Annotated in this window: 13 protein-coding genes; 4 read left to right on the top strand and 9 right to left on the bottom strand. The window is 46.9% G+C overall.

Annotated elements, in window-relative coordinates:
- Nucleotides 1–65 precede the first annotated feature (65 nt).
- The 4 genes from Q0K92_RS06875 to Q0K92_RS06860 all read right to left on the bottom strand — a co-directional run bounded on the left by Q0K92_RS06875 (nucleotide 66) and on the right by Q0K92_RS06860 (nucleotide 6,000).
- Nucleotides 66–1,658: a multicopper oxidase domain-containing protein gene (locus Q0K92_RS06875; protein ID WP_297325067.1), complete on the bottom strand. Its 1,593-nt coding sequence runs from the start codon at nucleotides 1,656–1,658 to the stop codon at nucleotides 66–68.
- A gap of 154 nt (nucleotides 1,659–1,812) precedes the next feature.
- Nucleotides 1,813–2,904 carry an aminopeptidase gene (locus Q0K92_RS06870; protein ID WP_297325066.1) on the bottom strand — a complete coding sequence of 364 codons (1,092 nt, stop codon included), beginning with the start codon at nucleotides 2,902–2,904 and terminating at the stop codon, nucleotides 1,813–1,815.
- 121 nt (nucleotides 2,905–3,025) lie between these two features.
- The gene (locus Q0K92_RS06865) at nucleotides 3,026–5,101 is read right to left on the bottom strand and encodes a cytochrome c (RefSeq protein WP_297325065.1); all 2,076 of its coding nucleotides are present in this window, start codon (nucleotides 5,099–5,101) and stop codon (nucleotides 3,026–3,028) included.
- Complete coding sequence (locus tag Q0K92_RS06860; protein WP_297325064.1) at nucleotides 5,098–6,000, bottom strand: hypothetical protein; 903 nt, start codon at nucleotides 5,998–6,000, stop codon at nucleotides 5,098–5,100. The genes Q0K92_RS06865 and Q0K92_RS06860 overlap by 4 nt, the downstream gene beginning before the upstream one ends.
- A gap of 297 nt (nucleotides 6,001–6,297) precedes the next feature.
- Between Q0K92_RS06860 and Q0K92_RS06855 the strand changes: the two genes are divergently transcribed.
- The 3 genes from Q0K92_RS06855 to Q0K92_RS06845 are packed head-to-tail and all read left to right on the top strand — an operon-like array spanning nucleotide 6,298 to nucleotide 11,930.
- Nucleotides 6,298–7,563 carry a TolC family protein gene (locus Q0K92_RS06855; protein ID WP_297325063.1) on the top strand — a complete coding sequence of 422 codons (1,266 nt, stop codon included), beginning with the start codon at nucleotides 6,298–6,300 and terminating at the stop codon, nucleotides 7,561–7,563.
- On the top strand, nucleotides 7,560–8,729 hold the full coding sequence (locus Q0K92_RS06850) for an efflux RND transporter periplasmic adaptor subunit (RefSeq protein ID WP_297325062.1): 1,170 nt from the start codon (nucleotides 7,560–7,562) through the stop codon (nucleotides 8,727–8,729). Before Q0K92_RS06855 ends, Q0K92_RS06850 begins: the two co-directional genes overlap by 4 nt.
- A gap of 3 nt (nucleotides 8,730–8,732) precedes the next feature.
- Nucleotides 8,733–11,930, top strand: a complete 3,198-nt coding sequence (locus Q0K92_RS06845) for a CusA/CzcA family heavy metal efflux RND transporter (RefSeq protein WP_297325102.1) — start codon at nucleotides 8,733–8,735, stop codon at nucleotides 11,928–11,930.
- Nucleotides 11,931–12,094: 164 nt separating this feature from the next.
- On the opposite strand, the gene Q0K92_RS06840 is transcribed toward Q0K92_RS06845, so the two are convergent.
- Nucleotides 12,095–13,351, bottom strand: a complete 1,257-nt coding sequence (locus Q0K92_RS06840) for a putative Na+/H+ antiporter (protein ID WP_297325101.1) — start codon at nucleotides 13,349–13,351, stop codon at nucleotides 12,095–12,097.
- Between the two features lie 93 nt (nucleotides 13,352–13,444).
- The gene (locus Q0K92_RS06835) at nucleotides 13,445–14,176 is read right to left on the bottom strand and encodes a DUF1499 domain-containing protein (protein WP_297325061.1); all 732 of its coding nucleotides are present in this window, start codon (nucleotides 14,174–14,176) and stop codon (nucleotides 13,445–13,447) included.
- A 266-nt stretch (nucleotides 14,177–14,442) separates the two neighbouring features.
- On the opposite strand from Q0K92_RS06835, the gene Q0K92_RS06830 reads away from it, so the two are divergent.
- Nucleotides 14,443–16,146: a diguanylate cyclase gene (locus Q0K92_RS06830; RefSeq protein WP_297325060.1), complete on the top strand. Its 1,704-nt coding sequence runs from the start codon at nucleotides 14,443–14,445 to the stop codon at nucleotides 16,144–16,146.
- An 86-nt stretch (nucleotides 16,147–16,232) separates the two neighbouring features.
- Here Q0K92_RS06830 and Q0K92_RS06825 read toward each other — a convergent pair whose 3' ends face one another.
- The 3 genes from Q0K92_RS06825 to Q0K92_RS06815 all read right to left on the bottom strand — a co-directional run bounded on the left by Q0K92_RS06825 (nucleotide 16,233) and on the right by Q0K92_RS06815 (nucleotide 17,301).
- Nucleotides 16,233–16,451 carry a hypothetical protein gene (locus tag Q0K92_RS06825; RefSeq protein ID WP_297325059.1) on the bottom strand — a complete coding sequence of 73 codons (219 nt, stop codon included), beginning with the start codon at nucleotides 16,449–16,451 and terminating at the stop codon, nucleotides 16,233–16,235.
- A gap of 241 nt (nucleotides 16,452–16,692) precedes the next feature.
- Nucleotides 16,693–17,061, bottom strand: a complete 369-nt coding sequence (locus tag Q0K92_RS06820) for an NUDIX domain-containing protein (protein WP_297325058.1) — start codon at nucleotides 17,059–17,061, stop codon at nucleotides 16,693–16,695.
- Nucleotides 17,062–17,301 (bottom strand): hypothetical protein, encoded by a 240-nt coding sequence (locus tag Q0K92_RS06815; RefSeq protein WP_297325057.1) that lies wholly within the window; start codon nucleotides 17,299–17,301, stop codon nucleotides 17,062–17,064.
- Nucleotides 17,302–17,454 lie beyond the last annotated feature (153 nt).

Below are 17,454 nucleotides of genomic sequence, written 5' to 3'. Positions count from 1 at the left end.
TGACCATTAATTCAACGTGATTGGCAATTGAATACTCAAGATCGCTTAAACCCCGGATATTGCAATCAACTCACAAAGAAATTACGCATCATGCCCATATCCTCATGTTCCAGGTTATGACAGTGATACAAGAATAGGCCGGTATAGTCTTCAAATGGTTTAAGAATCTCGACTTCCTCTCCCGGCATAACCAAAACAGTATCTTTCCAGCCGCTGTTAATCAATCCATCTTTAACGCTATCATAACTACTGCTGCTGGGACCGCTCAGCGTTCGCGACAGAATCTGAAACTGCTGGCCGTGCAGATGAATGGGATGCGGCTGTGACATCATCATCCCCATGCCGCCTCGCCCACCGCGCATTCCGCCGCCCATTCCCCGGCTATCGTGGAATATCCTGATCCTCTGAACGCTATTCACCGGAATCTTTTCAAGCTCGAGATAATCCTGCATATCAAAGGTTCTCCCGTTTAATTGAAAGTTCATGTGCCGCATGCCTATTGCGATAGGAACCGTTTTACCAGGATCGGAACCACCTTGGGCAGTCAAACGGCGCATGGGAACAAGCTCGGTGGGCAACTTTGGTGAATCACTCATTGATTCGGCAATATGAAACCTGGCAATTGAAATCACCCCATCCTGCCCGAATGCACTTCCCATCATCCCCATTCCCTGCCGCATCCCGCCACCCATAGGAGATGGTCCTTGGTACGCCAAACTCTGTAGCGTAAGATCAGAACCTACTTTACGACCACTAAAATCAATCCATACTTCAACACGCTCAGCCGGTGCAAGCATGACATAAGGTAACGTTTCAGGTTTCTGTAACAATCCGCCATCGGTGGCGATAGCAGTAACCGGAGTGCCATCATCCCAGCCCAACTTATAAATTCTGGAATTCGACCCATTCAGTATGCGCACACGGTATGCCCTGGTCTTGACTGGAATCATGCTATTTTCCTGGCCATTGACCAGAATGGTGTCGCCCAGAAAACCTGTCATCCGCTGGTGCATGTTAAGCATGTAGCGTAATTGATTACCATGGGTGAAGCTGCGATCCTGAATGACAAGCGGAATGTCATATTCACCGTGAGGCAAATCCAGTTTCTGTTCCGCTTCATCCGTAATGGTGATAAGTCCTGCCAGGCCTTGATAAACTTGTGGAGCGGTTAATTCATGCGTATGCGCATGGTACCAATTGGTACCCGCGGGATTCTTCACCTCAAATTCATATACATATTGTTCACCCCGATAGATTGCATACATGGGATGCCCATCCATAGCCTGCGGCACATGCATGCCGTGCCAATGCGTGACGCATGGCTCCGGCAACTCATTATAAAAATAGATGCGAACTTTCTGACCTTGCTGAAAATTAAGAATCGGGCCTAGATAGCCAGGCAATTCTTGCAGCGAAGTTCGCGGCCCTTTCAAGAGCTTCCCATAATATTTAAAAACTTGCGTGGGTGCGCCCGATCGAATGGGAATATCAGCAACTTGAGCAGTCAGCGCAATCTCCACATCAGCTTTGAACGACGCATCGGGTGTCTTGTTAATCGTTCGGCTTTCAGCCAGTGCGAAGCCGGGTAATGTGGCAGCTAGTGTGCTCATTGCCGCATATTGCAGGAATTGCCGTCTTTTATCATCAATGTGTGTCATGATTACCTCCTGATATAGCAACGCTAAGCCTTATAGAATAGCTAACAGATTAGATTAAACCGGGAATATCAACTATTGTTAGCCTGTAAAAAATAACTGATAACAAAATTGCCGCTCAGAAATCAGCGCATCGGCTCCTGACAAAGCAAAGAAGTTAACGCTCGACCATCATCCATTGCTGATCACCTTCCACTGCTTTCTGTAACATTAAGTTACGTTCATGTTTCGGCAGCTTACTTATTCTTGCAACGGTATCGAAGAAGCGCCCCATATCTCTGTCATGTTTCTGGAGTATTGCCTGAAATGCAGGCACCAGCTGTGTGTAGATCGAAACGGTCGCCAGCAATGCATTGTTTAAAGGTTGCGCAAACCATCGATCATAACTGCTGAATTCGGCTCTTTCGGTTTTCAGATGCGAAAATTCCTCACGCAATTCCTCAAAAATACGTGCTTTCCGGATACGTTTCTCTGCGTCACTGATATCCGACTGAAACAATGCTTGCAAACGCTTGCGATGACTGAATACCAGTTCGACAAAAACAGCTTCTCTTTCCTGCCGCGCAATCAATGCAGCTTGTTCCAAAGCACCACCATTACTCTCAAACCAGCGTCGCACACCTTCCTGTTCAACAGCAGTAGCAAACGATTCATTGAAAACACTATCCCCAGGCACATACACCACCTGATGCGCCAGCTCATGAAATATCAGACGCGCAAGGTTCATCTCCGAGTAGCCGATAAAGGTATTCAATACCGGATCGCTGAACCAACCCAACGTAGAATAGGCGCGGATGCCACCGACATACACATCATAGCCCTCCTGCCTGAGTTCTTCTGCGTGACGCTCTGCATCAGCCTGAGAAAAGAAACCTCGGTAATTGACGCAACCAACTTGCACAAAACACCATTTCTTGAGTTTGAGAGAGAGTTCTGGCGAAGCAAAAACATTCCATACCACATAAGGGCGCTCCAAGTCCGCGTAACTTGTGTAACTCAGATTATCCGGCAGTTTAAGCTCACGACTGGCAAATTCGCGCATTTGCACAACCTTGCTCAGGAAATGCTTTAATTTTGGATCGGCATCAGGATTGGCAACAATCCTGCTAATCGGTTGCGCACGATGCACCACTTCAAAGTGCCCACCCACCGCTTGTGCATAATAAGGCAGATTGGCGCAGGCACTGAGCCACATCACTGATCCCACCATAACGGCAAATCTGAAAGCGCGTGATATTTGTAAAGCCACTTTGACTCCTGATAGCGATAAACACTGCGATAGGAAAATCACTTGCAATGGTAAAAGCATCATACTTATCTTTCCGGATACTTTTCAATGAATCTCATCAAAAAACATTTACCTTACACTTTCACAAGGATTTAAGATACTCCAGCAAGTCTAAGCGTTGTGCCTTGGTGAGTGCCGGAAACAATGTGCCATCCGGTTGCGGCGTGCGGCCGGCAGCATATTCATGGCCACCATTGTCATTACCCCAAATACTGGTACGAAACAAGAAACCATCATAACCACTCGATTTAAAACCAACCTTTTGCGGATCAAATTCACGTGAACCCACCATAAATTCATCCGGCCGATATTCACCTTCCAGCGGATCACTCGCTTGTCTTTTTGGCAGCAGCAAATCATATAATGTAGGCACCGAGCCATTATGCAAATACGGCGCAGTTGCCCAGATGCCATTGAGCGGACGGGCTTTATAAGCCATGGCCGAAGCAAATGGCATAGCCGTCGTATCAGGCGTGTAGTTGCCATTTTTAACGGAAGGCTGCACTTCGTTATCAAAACATGTATGCGCAAAATCAAGCGATCGTTCGACCCACCGTCGCACCAACCACTTGTCCCGATCGGGTGTCAAAACCACATTACGTGTAGCGGATGTCAAAAGAGCAACCGCCGGGGCCTGATGATCTAATAAGATATTTCCCACACCGACATTGACATATTGATTGCGCAAAATACCGCTGTAACCCATAAATGTGGCGCTGTTTTCGGCCATTTTAGCATCCGTTCCAACTGAAGAAACGGCAATCATTTTGACCACAACCCGGCGATCAGGATCGGTATGATTGATGTGTCCATGACATGATGCGCAATATTGTTCGTATAGTTCTGCGCCGTTGATCAATCGCGTCTTATCGAGCCTGGGCAGAATATGCTCAGGCCAAGATGGCGATGTCAGTTTGCGCAAATGCTTCTCCACCCGACGCAAATTGCGAATATCAATTGAAGATTGGAAATCGATATGCTTGCGACTAAAACCTTGCCCCCCCAGAACCGAAGACAGCGTGAAGCCATCTTTTTCCTGCCAATCCAGCGTGCCGAATACGCCAATCAGCTGCCCTGCATTACGCGCCATAGGTCCCAGCCCACTGTTATCTACCCTGCCGTTCCACTGCACATAATCATGCCGGGGTACATCCCACAGGAATGGATAACTCACTGGCGCATCAGCCGGATTATAGATTTTATTGCGCAATTTGAGCATCTGCTTGTCAGTCAGGTATTTCTGGATTCGTTCGACAATATGGTCACGATCATCGCTACTCAGAACCGATTCCACGCCCACCATCACTTCAGCCAGTTCAGTTGGCGACAATATTTCAGCCAGCAATTCGCGCATTTGCCGTGCACTGATAATATGTTCAAGCACACGGTTATAAATTCGTCCAAATGCGTCTAACCGCGCGTAACCATAATGAGTCAGCGGACGTTTGGCGTCCCGTGGCGTGTTGATGATGGTATACGTTTTGATACGCTGCGCATATTTCTTCAGGTCAGTTAATACATCGTCCGCATTTTTATAGTGGCCTTGTTTCAATACATTAACAATAAAGCGACTGCGTTTTTCCGTATTTTCCAGAGTAACATAGAGCGCCTGCGCCAAATCAATCATGAATGTTTCCATATCCGAACCCGCCGGACCACCGTCGATACGAATTCCGATATTGTTGTAATTGATTTGAGTCGTATGGCAAGCCGCACAGGTAAACCCCATAAATGCCTTACCTTGATACTCATCACGCACCATGCCGACAGGCAAACCATCCGGATTACTCACCGTCGGACGTTGCGGCAAGTAGCCGTAGCGATTGATGTTTTCATCATGACGAAACAAAGCAGGCGAATCCGCTTGTTCCAATACCAGAAAAAGACTATACGGTAATAAATTAGAGCCTTGCGTCGTATTGTAGAACCACAGACTATCGGATGGCGACCAGCCCTGCGGCAAATAGGTAACCTGGGAAAAATGATCACCAAACTTATTGGAATCCATGATGACGGCACCGCGACCCGGATCATCGTCACGAAATTCATACAACCGGGAAAATACACCAATCGCTATCCACACTACTGCGAATCCGCAGAAAATCAGTGTCAGTCTCTTGACCCAGCGCAGATAGCGATTTGAATCCCAGAAATTCATGGGGATTGCCGCCACCAATCCGCGATGACTTTACCCACCGCAGGATTAACCAGATAGCCATATGAGCGATGACAGTTCAATCCTTTTTCGTTACGATAAAAATTGTAGATGCCATCACAATGATCTTCGATGGTTTCAATAATCCCCAGCGATAGCATCGGCGCAAAATCATCTGCAAAAACTCTATCCAATGCTGTGATATCGCCCACGGAAGAAATATTCACCCAGCGCCCGATATTGGTGGGATACCTTTTCTTTCCTGTCCGATTATTGCCCATCAATCGGCGCTGTACATAATTCATGCCCAACGGGCTCCCGATGGTTAAAAACACATCAATCTTACCCGGCAAGCGTTCCAGATGTGACAACTCCCACAACGTATCGTAGGCAATCACGGAACCCAGGCTATGCCCGATCAATAATACTTTGCCATTGTTCGCCAACATCGGGCGCAATGCTTGTTTCAATAAGTCACGAATCTCGCAAGCAATATTATTTTTGTTCTGAAAATAACGTGTTGTCTCTTCGGCAGTCGATTGAATAGGCTTTGGCGCTAAGCGAAGTAACCAGGGAAAATGATCAACAATCGTATAAAGAACACGGTCTAATTTGCGATGCCACGCATCGGCTTCTCGAATATCCTGCTCGGTAGGACCGTGTTGATTGATTAACGCATCAATCCACGCAAGCTCACTACTCATATCCTTATTTTCACAGTAATAAAGATAATTCCATGCGATCAGTTTAAAACTCTCCGCATGTTGACCCAGGTTACCAACAATCTCAGGATCAGCGCGGCGCACACCTTCCAGAAGGATGCGCCATAATAGTTTCTGATGCTGATCAGCCGGAGGCTTAGGGTTTTTCCCCGGAATAAAGATGATCTGCCGTTGATTCATCCTGTTAGCTATCGTTAATGATTAACTTCGAAATTACTACAAAACAATAATAAAAGGCCATAGGTATTCCCAATATTAATATCATCATTCAGCAATCATTCAGGATGCTTCCACTACATTCCTAAACTGATAATCAATGGTTAGCTTGAATAATACTGAAATTATTAAAAGCCACAATTAAAACCTGATTATCCCTGTTATTAATATTGCTGAATCGTAAAATTGGTATATTATTGACAGCTCATTTTTATGTGAAGAATATGTGAAGAATATTTTTGTAATAACTTAAAAGGCGCTATGCAGATCTCTCCATTTTGGTACTTATTGCTTAGTTTAAGCTTTGTATTTTCCTCGCCCACATTCGCTCAACAACCAGCTAAACTCACCATCGAAGAAGTACAACGACTTGGTTTACAAGCCAATGGTCTTGTACTGGCTGCCCGTTCGCAGGTAGATATGGCTAAGGCTGGCGTGGTCGCCGCATCGGCGTTTCTTAACCCTGAAGTCACCGTAACCGCCGGACCCGATAGCAATCGCTTTCCACTGCACATTACCGGGCCCACCTCGATGCAACGCTCGTTAACAGTCAATCAACCGATTGAGAATCCTTACATGCGTAGCGCCCGTATCGGTGCATCTGAAGCGGTCGTAGATGCCAGCCGCGCCAGCTTTGATCAGGTACGCGCCGATTTGGCCGCGCAATTACGAGTACGCTCTTATGAATTGTTGCTTCGCCAAGAACAGTTCGCGATGGAGCAAAACATCTATGATTTGGTCGATGATGTACGCCGTCGTATCAAAATCAACGTTGAGCGAGGTGAAGCGGCACGCTTTGAATTGATTCGTGCTGACACTGAAGTGCAAAATGCCGCGAATCGCAAGGAAGCAGCCCGATTAGGCGTACAGCGCGCACGTATAGCACTCATGCAATTCACAGCCGGAGCAATACCTGTTGATTTTGAAATCAAAGCCTCATTAAAAGATGAGGTTAATTTGCCGCCGCTGGAGGAACTACGTAATCAAGTTCCTCAGGTTAATCCAGACGTGGTTCGACTACAGGCTGAACAAGAACGCGCCACCCAACGAATCAGCCAGGAAAAGGCTTCGGTATTGCCGCAACTCAACGTGCTATACACCAATTATCAGGATGCGCAATTTACCTCCAATATTGCGGGCGTCAGCGTCAGAATCCCACTGTGGTATCGTCGACGTGGTGAAATTGATACCGCTATTTACGATTCCGCTCGCATCCGCGATACGCTCGAATATCGTCGCTATGAAATTAGTCAACTGTTCGAATCGGCATGGCAAGCACTACAGATCGCACAACGCCGCGTAGACATGTTTGAAGGCGGATTGCTCAAAGAAGCGGAAAATGCGGTACAAGTTGCCAGAGCTGCGCACCGATTTGGCGAGCGCGGACTGATCGAATTTCTGGATACACAACGTATACTCCGAGGAATCGTGGGCGACTCCTTGCTGGCACGTTTTGACCTGCAATCGGCTGCTGCCGAAATCGACCGCCTGCGCGCACATTATCCCAAGGAGTTAATTGCAGAATGAATATTAAATTACCCTTCATAAGCTTCGTTTTTCTTGCATTATTGCTGGGCGGATGTGATAAGAGCGAGCCAACTGATACCCCTCAAAAAGAAGCTGCGTCACAAGCGTCGGAAAACGAAAGAGACTTTAACAGCATTACAGTTCGACCAGAGCTAGCGGATCGGTTGAAAATTGGACAGCCGTCTCTGGTTGACCTTGCTGACAAAATACAAGTACCCAGCCGGGTTCAAGTGGATGAAGAGAGAACCGCGCAAATTGGTTCTTACGTAACAGGGCGTATCATCAATATGTTTGTGATACTGGGTGATTACGTTAAAGAAGGCGCCCCATTGGCACGCATTACCAGTCCGGATTTAACGCAAGCTCAACTGGCCTATTTGCGTGCTTCATCACGCGTCGTAGTAACCCAGAAATCAGCTGATCGTGCACGCCATTTGCTGGCTGCTGATGTGATACCGCTGGCAGAGGTGGAGCGGCGGCAGTCCGAGTTGGAAATTGCCCAGGCTGAACTGGGGGCAGCGGCAGATCAACTCAGGTTGCTTGGCATGAATGACACCGAATTGAAGGAACTGGCCCGAAAAGGGAAAATTCTACCGTGGCTTGATATTAAGACAACCCGAGAAGGCTACATTATTGCACGTAACGTGATCGTGGGGCAGGTTGTACAACCTGCTGATCCACTCTTTCAAGTCGTGGATCTTTCTCATGTCTGGGTGGTAGGGGATGTACCCGAGCAAATTGCCCGCGATGTCCGACTTGGGCAGCACGTGGAAATTAATATACCTGCGATGGGGGATGTTAGTCTTGATGGCGTGATCATATTTGTCTCAGACACAGTCAATCGCTTAACTCGTACCGTGATGACCCGGGTCATGGTGGAGAATCCGGATCGCAAGCTTAAACCTGACATGCTGGCTAATATGCATATTACCGACCCGCAGCATAAAGTAATGGTCGTTCCGGAAGGTGCCGTGGTACGCGAATTAAACAAGGATTATCTCTTCGTAGTAGTCAGCCATGATCGTTTCCAGCGAGTGCCTGTTGAATTGGGTCCTGAAGTAGCTGGTTTCCGCCCCGTGCTGAGTGGACTCAAGATTGATCAGCAGATTGTGATGGAAGGTGCTTTTCATTTAGATAGCGAGCGTAAGCTTGCTGAACTGGAGTAACCCATCATGGCTGCGATAGTTCGTGCAATGATTAACCAACGTCTATTGGTCTTGGTAATCGGGCTGGCGCTATGCGTCGCGGGAGGATTTGCCGCAAAAAATCTCTCGGTAGATGCATTTCCTGATGTAACCAATATTCAGGTGCAAGTAGCTACTGTTGCCATTGGCCGCAGCCCGGAAGAGATGGAACGATTAGTTACCGTACCGGTTGAAATTGCCATGACTGGCCTGCCTGGATTGGTAGAGATGCGTTCGATGAATAAGAGCGGATTGTCGCTTATCACATTGGTTTTTACTGATAAAACCGATGTGTTCTTTGCGCGTCAACTGGTGATGGAGCGTATCATCGATGTGACCCCCCGACTGATACCTGGCATCACACCGGTGCTTGGGCCGGTTTCAACAGGTTTGGGCGAAGTCTATCAATATACGATCGAGCATCCAGATGATGGCAAACGTGCCCTGTCAGTTGAAGAACTCATGGAGCGACGTACAGTGCAGGATTGGGTGGTACGTCCCATGTTACGCTCGATCCGAGGTGTGGCGGAAATCAATTCCATCGGTGGGCACGTCAAGGAATATCAAGTCTATGTCGACCCGAATAAGTTACGGCACTACGACCTCACATTGACGGAGGTTGACCGTGCATTGGCCAGTAATAATGCCAACGCCAGCGGTAATATACTGGCGTTGCAGTATGAGCAGTACCTGATTCGCGGCGTAGGCTTAATTGCCTCATTGGAAGATATCCGCAATATCGTGCTCAGGGAAATGAACGGTGTCCCGGTTTATGTACGTGATGTCGCTGAGGTAACCTTTGGTGGTGAAGTCCGCCAGGGTGCCAGTATCAAGAATGGTTACACGGAATCAGTTGCCGGTATTGTGATGATGTTGCGTGGCGGCAATGCCAAGGAAATTGTCGGCCGAATCAAGGAAAAGGTCGCTGAAATCAATGAACGCGGAATATTGCCGGATGGTCTGCAAATCGTGCCGTTTTATGACCGGACGGACTTGGTGGATGGTGCACTATCGACAGTGCAAACCACGCTGATCGAATCGCTGATTTTGGTCATCGTAGTCCTATCCGTCTTCCTGGGTAACATTCGAACCAGTATCGTTGTATGCTTCACCCTCATCATCACGCCACTGATTACTTTTATGGTGATGAACCACTACGGCATGCCCGCTAATTTAATGTCGCTAGGGGGGCTGACGATTGCACTGGGCATGATGGTGGATCCGACCGTCGTTGTGGTCGAGAATATTTACCAGCGTTTGGGTGAAGCCCGTGGTACAAATCAATCCAAATTCGATATTATTATTAAAGCAACAGCGGAAGTTGGAACACCGGTTATTTTTGGTGTGATTGTCACGGTACTTGTTTTCCTGCCATTGATGACACTGGAAGGCATGGAAGGAAAAACATTCAGTCCGCTTGCCGTCACCATTGCGATTTCACTGTTTGTGGCATTATTTGTATCGATACTATTATCACCCGTGCTGAGTGCCTACCTTCTAAAAGGAGGTAGCGAGCAAGACACCAAAGTTATTGCTGTCCTTAAGTCGGGCTACCTGTACATTCTTAATCTGGCACTGGGAAATCAGAAAAAAACGATGATCATTGCAATCAGCTTGCTCATGGTTGCCTTTGCCTTATTTCCACTCCTGGGTAAATCCTTTATTCCCATCATGAAGGAAGGTGCGGCAACCCCCGTTATCATTCGCGCACCTTCCATCTCCCTGGAAGAAGCCATCAAGCTGGAAACGGAAGCAATGCAGGCGATCGCTGCGATACCTGGCGTGAAATCCGTGGTTTCCAAGCTGGGCCGAGGAGAATCACCCGCGGACCCGGCATCACAGAATGAATCCGATCCGATCGCGGATTTGGACCTGGTCGGATCAGGCCGCACCCAACATGAAATTGAAGAGGATATTCGTAAGGCACTCGCGGTGCTACCGGGTGTCAACATCGTCATATCTCAACCGATTGCCCAGCGCGTGGACGAAATGGTAACCGGGGTACGTTCGCAAGTGGCCATCAAGATTTTTGGAGATAATCTGGAAGAATTGCGCAAACTGTCCGAACAGGTGGCACGTATTGTCAAGTCGACGCGCGGCGCCAGAGATATTCGTATTGAACGTTTATCCGGCCAGCAGGAGTTGACCATAAATATTGATCGCCGTGCGATCGCTCGCCATGGCATCAATGTTTCTGATGTCAACGAATTGATTGCTACAGCAGTTGGTGGCAAGGCGGTTACGCAGGTTTTTGAAGGTGAACGGCGCTTTACGCTGCTGTTGAGATTCCCAGAAGGCTTTCGCCACGATGTTGAAGCTATCAAGGAACTCTTATTAAGACCGGCAGCCAGCAATGCTGGACGGAGTGGAATGGCAACGGGTGGTGTGCTCGTGCCTCTTAGTGCAGTAGCGGATATTCAGGTTGTTGATGGTCCAGCGATCATTTCGCGTGAATTCGCCAGACGGCGTGTGGTCGTGGGCGCCAATGTACATGAACGTGACATGGGGGGATTCGTGGCAGAACTCCAAGAACGCACTGCGAAAGAAATCAAATTACCTCCTGGCTATTACTTTGTCTGGGGCGGACAGTTTGAGAACATGGAACGCGCCATGGCAACCCTTTCTCTGATTGTGCCTGTTACCCTGGCAGCCATTTTCTTCCTGCTGTTCATGCTGTTTAGTTCGGTCAAGATGGCCATACTCATTTATCTGGTATTACCGTTTGCATCGGTAGGTGGTATCGTCGGGCTTTTTGTCACGGGTGAATACCTATCCGTGCCGGCGTCGGTGGGTTTCATTGCAGTATGGGGAACCTCGATATTGAATGGTGTGGTACTCATTTCCTTTGTTCGGGAATTGCGCGAGAAAGGTCTGAGTATTGAGGAGTCTGTCAGAAGCGCCTGTGCACAGCGTTTCCGGCCTGTCATGATGACAGCGGCCACAACCGTGTTGGGTCTGGCACCATTCCTGGCTGCCACGGGTCTTGGTTCCGAAGTGCAGAAACCACTTGCTATCGTGGTTATTTGTGGACTAACGACAGCAACCATGATGACCATGGTTGTCATGCCCATGCTATACCGCTGGTTTGATGATGTGCCTGAAAAAACAACCCCAACGACACATCCAGCAGAGTCACTGCCTTTACCAGAGGCTATTACTCAAAGTCCTGTCAAGGATGTCTGATTCTCTTCTCCAGAGACAGATTAAAAACCGCGAGCAGTTAAAAAAACAGGACTGGAAATTTACAAAATTCCAGTCCTGTTTCAAAACAACCAGCATTATCCCATTTGCTGATTGCGGCTTTATTGCGGCTTTATACCTGAGCCTCAGCCCGCTCATCACATATGTTACAGCACACGAAACGCGATAATCGTCACCAGCGTCGGAGGCAATGCCGCAATCAATAAACCCAGCGGATGAATGGATTGTTCATCAAATTTGCCCTTCAAAATAGAGAAACCCGCAGGATTAGGTGCGTTGGCAATAACCGTCAGACCTCCTCCGGTGACTGCACCTGCAACCAATGCGATTTTAAACTCCTCGCTTAACCCTTCAACCAGTGAGCCTAGATAGGTCAGCGCTGCGTTGTCTGTGACTGCAGTCAAGAAGGTAGCCCCAAAATAGACTGCGGTATCATCCATATCCATCAACAGCGGCTGGAGCCACCATTGTTGTTGTCCGCCTAGCACCACCAATCCCGCCAGGAAGAATGCCACTAACAATGCTTCCCGCAAGATCAATGGGCTTTGGTATTGGTGATACGCGGCTGTAAATCCGAGAAAGAATAGAAAAATACCCATAAATGCCACTGAATGATGTGCGAACAGTACCACCAGCGCTAGGAATATGAGATGAATCAATACTACAAGCAGCGGAATTTTTGACACGGCGGCATCGCTCTTCTGACCAACATGCTCCAATTCATGACGAAACAGCCACGTGACCGCCAGCGCATTCACCGCGACCGCCAGTGCAGCTTTCCAGCCAAAGTTTACTAACATAAATCCGATATCCCAATTCCATTTGGCCGCCACCATCAACACCGGCGGTGCGGCAAACGGTGTCAACGTGCCACCGATGGAAATATTGACAAACAGCACACCGATCGTGGCATATTTCAAACGGGTGGATATCTCTTTGCTAAATAATGTATCGCGCAACATCAATGCCGCAAGCGTCATTGCAGCCGGCTCCGTAATAAATGAACCCAGCAGCGGAACGAAAGCCAGCAATAAAAAGTACATCGCCATACCGGTATTGATTGGCAATAAAACTGCTGCGCGCTGAACAGTCGCGGCGGCAAAATCCAAAACAGGACGCGTACCGGCAATAACCATGATCACAAATACGAACATCGGTTCGGTAAAATCGCGTGATTCCAGATAGGTGATTGCTTCATGTTTGCCACTGATGGCAAATATAAACAATATCAAAATCATAGCCCATAAACCGAACACCACCTCCACTTCACCTAATAAATGCCAAATACCTGCATGGCGCGGCTGAATGTGTGCAAGATGTTCGAAATACTTGGTTGAAAATGTATGGATCACTGCCAATGCAAATAACATGGCAGCGATCAGTTGAACGGACGTTGGATTCATCATGGCTGTCATTAACGATATAAAGTAAATATTAAAAACCTGACAATCATAACATTACTCGTGAGCAATACCGCGCGGCCTTTTGTTCATTCTTCATAACTTTGCTAAATCAATCATAAAACGCCGGATACGCTCGGCATTCACGCCCAGATCACCTTTCCCGACTCGGGAAGCCGAACGCATATCGACACGCGTTTGGTTCCCCACCGTTTGCACCCGAATCACTACATCATCCTTGAAACCCATGATAGGTGTAGTATCAGTGGCTTCAATCCTACCATTTGCAGCAGAAATAACAGCGATCTCCCAACCTCGCTTTTTTACCAGTGCAACTGCTCGTTCAAAAACCTGATCGAATGGGCGATCAATCAATAATGGACCAAGATCAGGATAACCTGTTGCCTGCAAAGCAACCTGATTCTCGGGTTCAAGACGATTCAAGGAATTGTCCGTCGCTGTCCGTAGCGCCTTTATCGCCACAAATTCGGGAGGATGTTGCAGATCCGTTGTAATATCATGAATCAGCGGCGCCCCGATACCCGCGAATACAGTCACCAGTATTGGCATCACGACTAAGAAACCCAATGTTGATCCCGCCATCGTTGAAGCAATGCTTGGCTTTCTTGCCTTGATGGCACGCACCGTCCCAATCAATCCAAAAACAATGGCCAACAACCCCATGACTGTACCACCCGCAAGCCCCATTAAAGCCGGTTGAAAATCAATGCCCTCTAATTGATGGCTCAGCACAGCCAGAGCTGCCATGAGCGCGGCAAACAGTGAAAGCTTGAAACTCCAACCGGTAAAATCAAATGACTTATTCATGGTCGATATCACTCTATGTACGTAAATGAAGTAAACAAAAATTATAATCCTGACCCCATTCTCAAATAGGGCATCACTACAGTCCTTATGCTCCTTGCAATCTTGCAGTGGGTTCACCTAATCATACTTCTGATCCTTATCTGAAAGGCACTGAATACTATTTAATCATCACACAAGATAATTCCTACAGTCTCGACTCAAAAAACTCAAGTTATCTGAGTCCAAGCCGCTGCATATCTCTCCCAATCTATCACAACCGACATAGCATGAAGAAACTCCGTGCATTACCTGTCACCATCGTCGTGATGTTCTTCTGGATTTTGCCGGCAAGTGCCGAAACAATAAATGTCTCCAAGGAATACCAAGAAACAATTGGTGAATACATCCAGGTTTATCAAAGCAAAGATAATCACTTAAGCCTGAATAGCGCTTTAGAAGCTTTTAGAAATGGGTATTTTTCTTCATCGAATCATACCATCATTAATTTTGGTATCGATTCAAAACCGGTATGGCTTGCACTTCAGGTCAGCAATACAGGACATAGCACTATTCACCGCAACCTTCTGTTTGAAGCTTCGTGGCTGGACAAAATCGATATCTATTTTTTCCAGGAAAATCAATTAATCAATAGCTACCACGTTGGCGACAGTTTGCTATTTTCCCAGCGCCCCCTCAAGCATCGATTTTTTGTCACAGGGCATCCATTTGAACACGGTGAAACCACTGTCTTGATGCGGGTAGAGTCGATCGATGCGATGGTAGTGCCCATCTATTTTATAAGCAGCGAAAATATAGCTGACAGAAAGACACTGCAAGGCTACAGCTATGGCTTTGTATACGGCGTTATACTGGCGCTGATTGCTTACAACTTGATGCTCTATATAGGACTAAAGAGCAGTCTCTATCTGCTTTATTCCATTTATCTGTCATTCTTTTTAATACTGAATATTTCTTATACAGGTCACGGATACCAATGGTTATGGCCTGAATCACCTGGGTGGCAATTGTGGTCGAATCCTATTTTGGTCATGATGTATTCAGCCAGTGGACTGATATTTGCAATACGCTTTCTAGGTATAAAAACAGGCTTACCCCGCGTCTACCACATGGTCATCGCAAGTTGTTTAGGGATTGGTACATTATTGCTGGCAGCTGTGCTGACCGCCCATCATGCAGCAGCGTTATTCATCTCTCTCACTTTTGTTTTCTTTTTTGCCAGCCTCATGATCCTATTGGGCGCCATTTCTCTGCAAACAGGTAACAAATGTGCAAAATATTTTCTGTTGGCATCAATTTCCGCCGTATGCGGCGCAATTGTCACAACAGCCGCCATATGTGGATTGATTCCTTTTAATTTATTTACCTATCGGGCTGTTGAAATTGGCATGATGGTCGACGCCATTTTGCTTGCACTTGCACTCGCCGAACGCCTTAACACCAGCCAGAACGAAAAACTGGTTGCTGAAAAAATGGCTGGGATTGATTCTCTGACCAATCTGAATAACCGCCGGTCATTTTATAAATTTGTTAAACCGATCTGGGCATTGGGTCTACGAAATAACAGCCATACATCGATCATGATGATCGATATCGACAATTTCAAACTATTCAATGACAATTATGGACATGCCCTGGGAGATCAGGCTTTGGTTCACTTGGCAGAGACTCTGCAAAAAGAAGCGCGCAGCGGAGATATTCTGGCACGCTGGGGTGGTGAAGAATTTCTGATTTTCTTACCTGAAACTAAATTAACAGATGCCGTGACTCTAGCAGACCGGCTGCGCAAAAAAATTTCCGCAATCCGGCTTGCAACTACTCAAGGCGAAAAACTCTCGTTCACCGCAAGCTTTGGCGTAGCTCACACCGATGATATCAATATATCACTCGATGAGTTAATTTGTCTGGCTGATCAACAACTTTACAATGCAAAAAAGCAAGGGCGTAACTACGTGTGCGCAGATCTATTCTGATTAGCAGGGTAATCGACATCGAGATCAGTGTAGAAGGTGCCCCCTGCCGTTTATTTGCAATTGTCGATAAGACAAGAATCCGACTGTTAGTGCACTCCTAGAAACTCGAGCGTATTTTCAAGATCTTCATCATCGTCAGAATCATCATTGGTCACCAGTTCATCAATGAGTTTAACGATTCGGCTATCCGGAATCATGCCATCCGCTAAAACACTCTCATCATCAATATCGATATCGATATCGATATCGACATTAACAGGACTGACAACATTCGCACGTTCAACAGAGCATTTTTTCATCATCATGGCGAACCTCCTTGCGGCAGTGGTTGAGTACATACTCAGTAGAACATATTACCGTGAAGGGCAAAGCAAAGATTAGAAACCGTTTCTACTAATAATTTGGGAATTTGGGAATGCTCTTCAGAAAATCTCAGCACAACCACATTTAATACTCTGATTCATAAAGATAGTTCATTCTGAGAAGAGAAGAGAAGAGAAGACAATACAGCTCTGGAACTCCAGATCCGAATATTTGTTTGCAGCTCTATGACACTGTTAACCACAGGGATTGTACATGATGCCGGTTTAAAGCCAGCCACTGCAGCGCAATAATCGCGCTGGCCGAATTGATTTTACCTGATTGCAATAATGCGAGTGCTGCATCTAATCTGATGACATGCACTTTGATATCTTCACCTTCTTCACTTACACCATGCACACCGCCCGCATGTGTCACATCAACCCGACCACAAAATAAAGCAATACGTTCTGTGGTGCCGCCGGGACTCACCAGAAAATCATACAGCGGGATCAAATCAGTAATGGCACAATCGGCTTCTTCTAAACTTTCGCGTATCGCCACTTCTTGCGCTGTTTCATCGGCGTCAATCATACCCGCTACGATTTCCAGCAATCACGGCCCATCCGGTGCAGCAAGGGCACCGACGCGAAACTGCTCAATCAAGATTATTTCATCGCGAATAGGATCATAGGGTAAAACTGCCGCTGCATGACCACGTTCGAATATTTCCCGCACCAGTGGGTGACTCCATTCACCGTTGAATAATCGATGACGCAAACGATAACGTTCCAGGCGAAAAAATCCATCAAAACAGACAGTTCTTTCGAAAATCTCCACATCAGCATTTGTCATTCTCAGTTCCTCAGAATCAAGCAACTTAATACTAACGTGAATCTCGATGCGCTAGTAGAGATATATATGTAAGAATCACTAGGGTCTGTTGACAATTGAAGATAAGTATTTAATAGAAAGAGGCAAACTCGTAATATTGAGGTTCCTATACCA

This window comes from Nitrosomonas sp. (genome assembly GCF_024282095.1).
Classification (GTDB): domain Bacteria; phylum Pseudomonadota; class Gammaproteobacteria; order Burkholderiales; family Nitrosomonadaceae; genus Nitrosomonas.
Note: the sequence above shows the minus strand (reverse complement) of the source record. Positions and strands in the feature narration are given on the sequence as shown.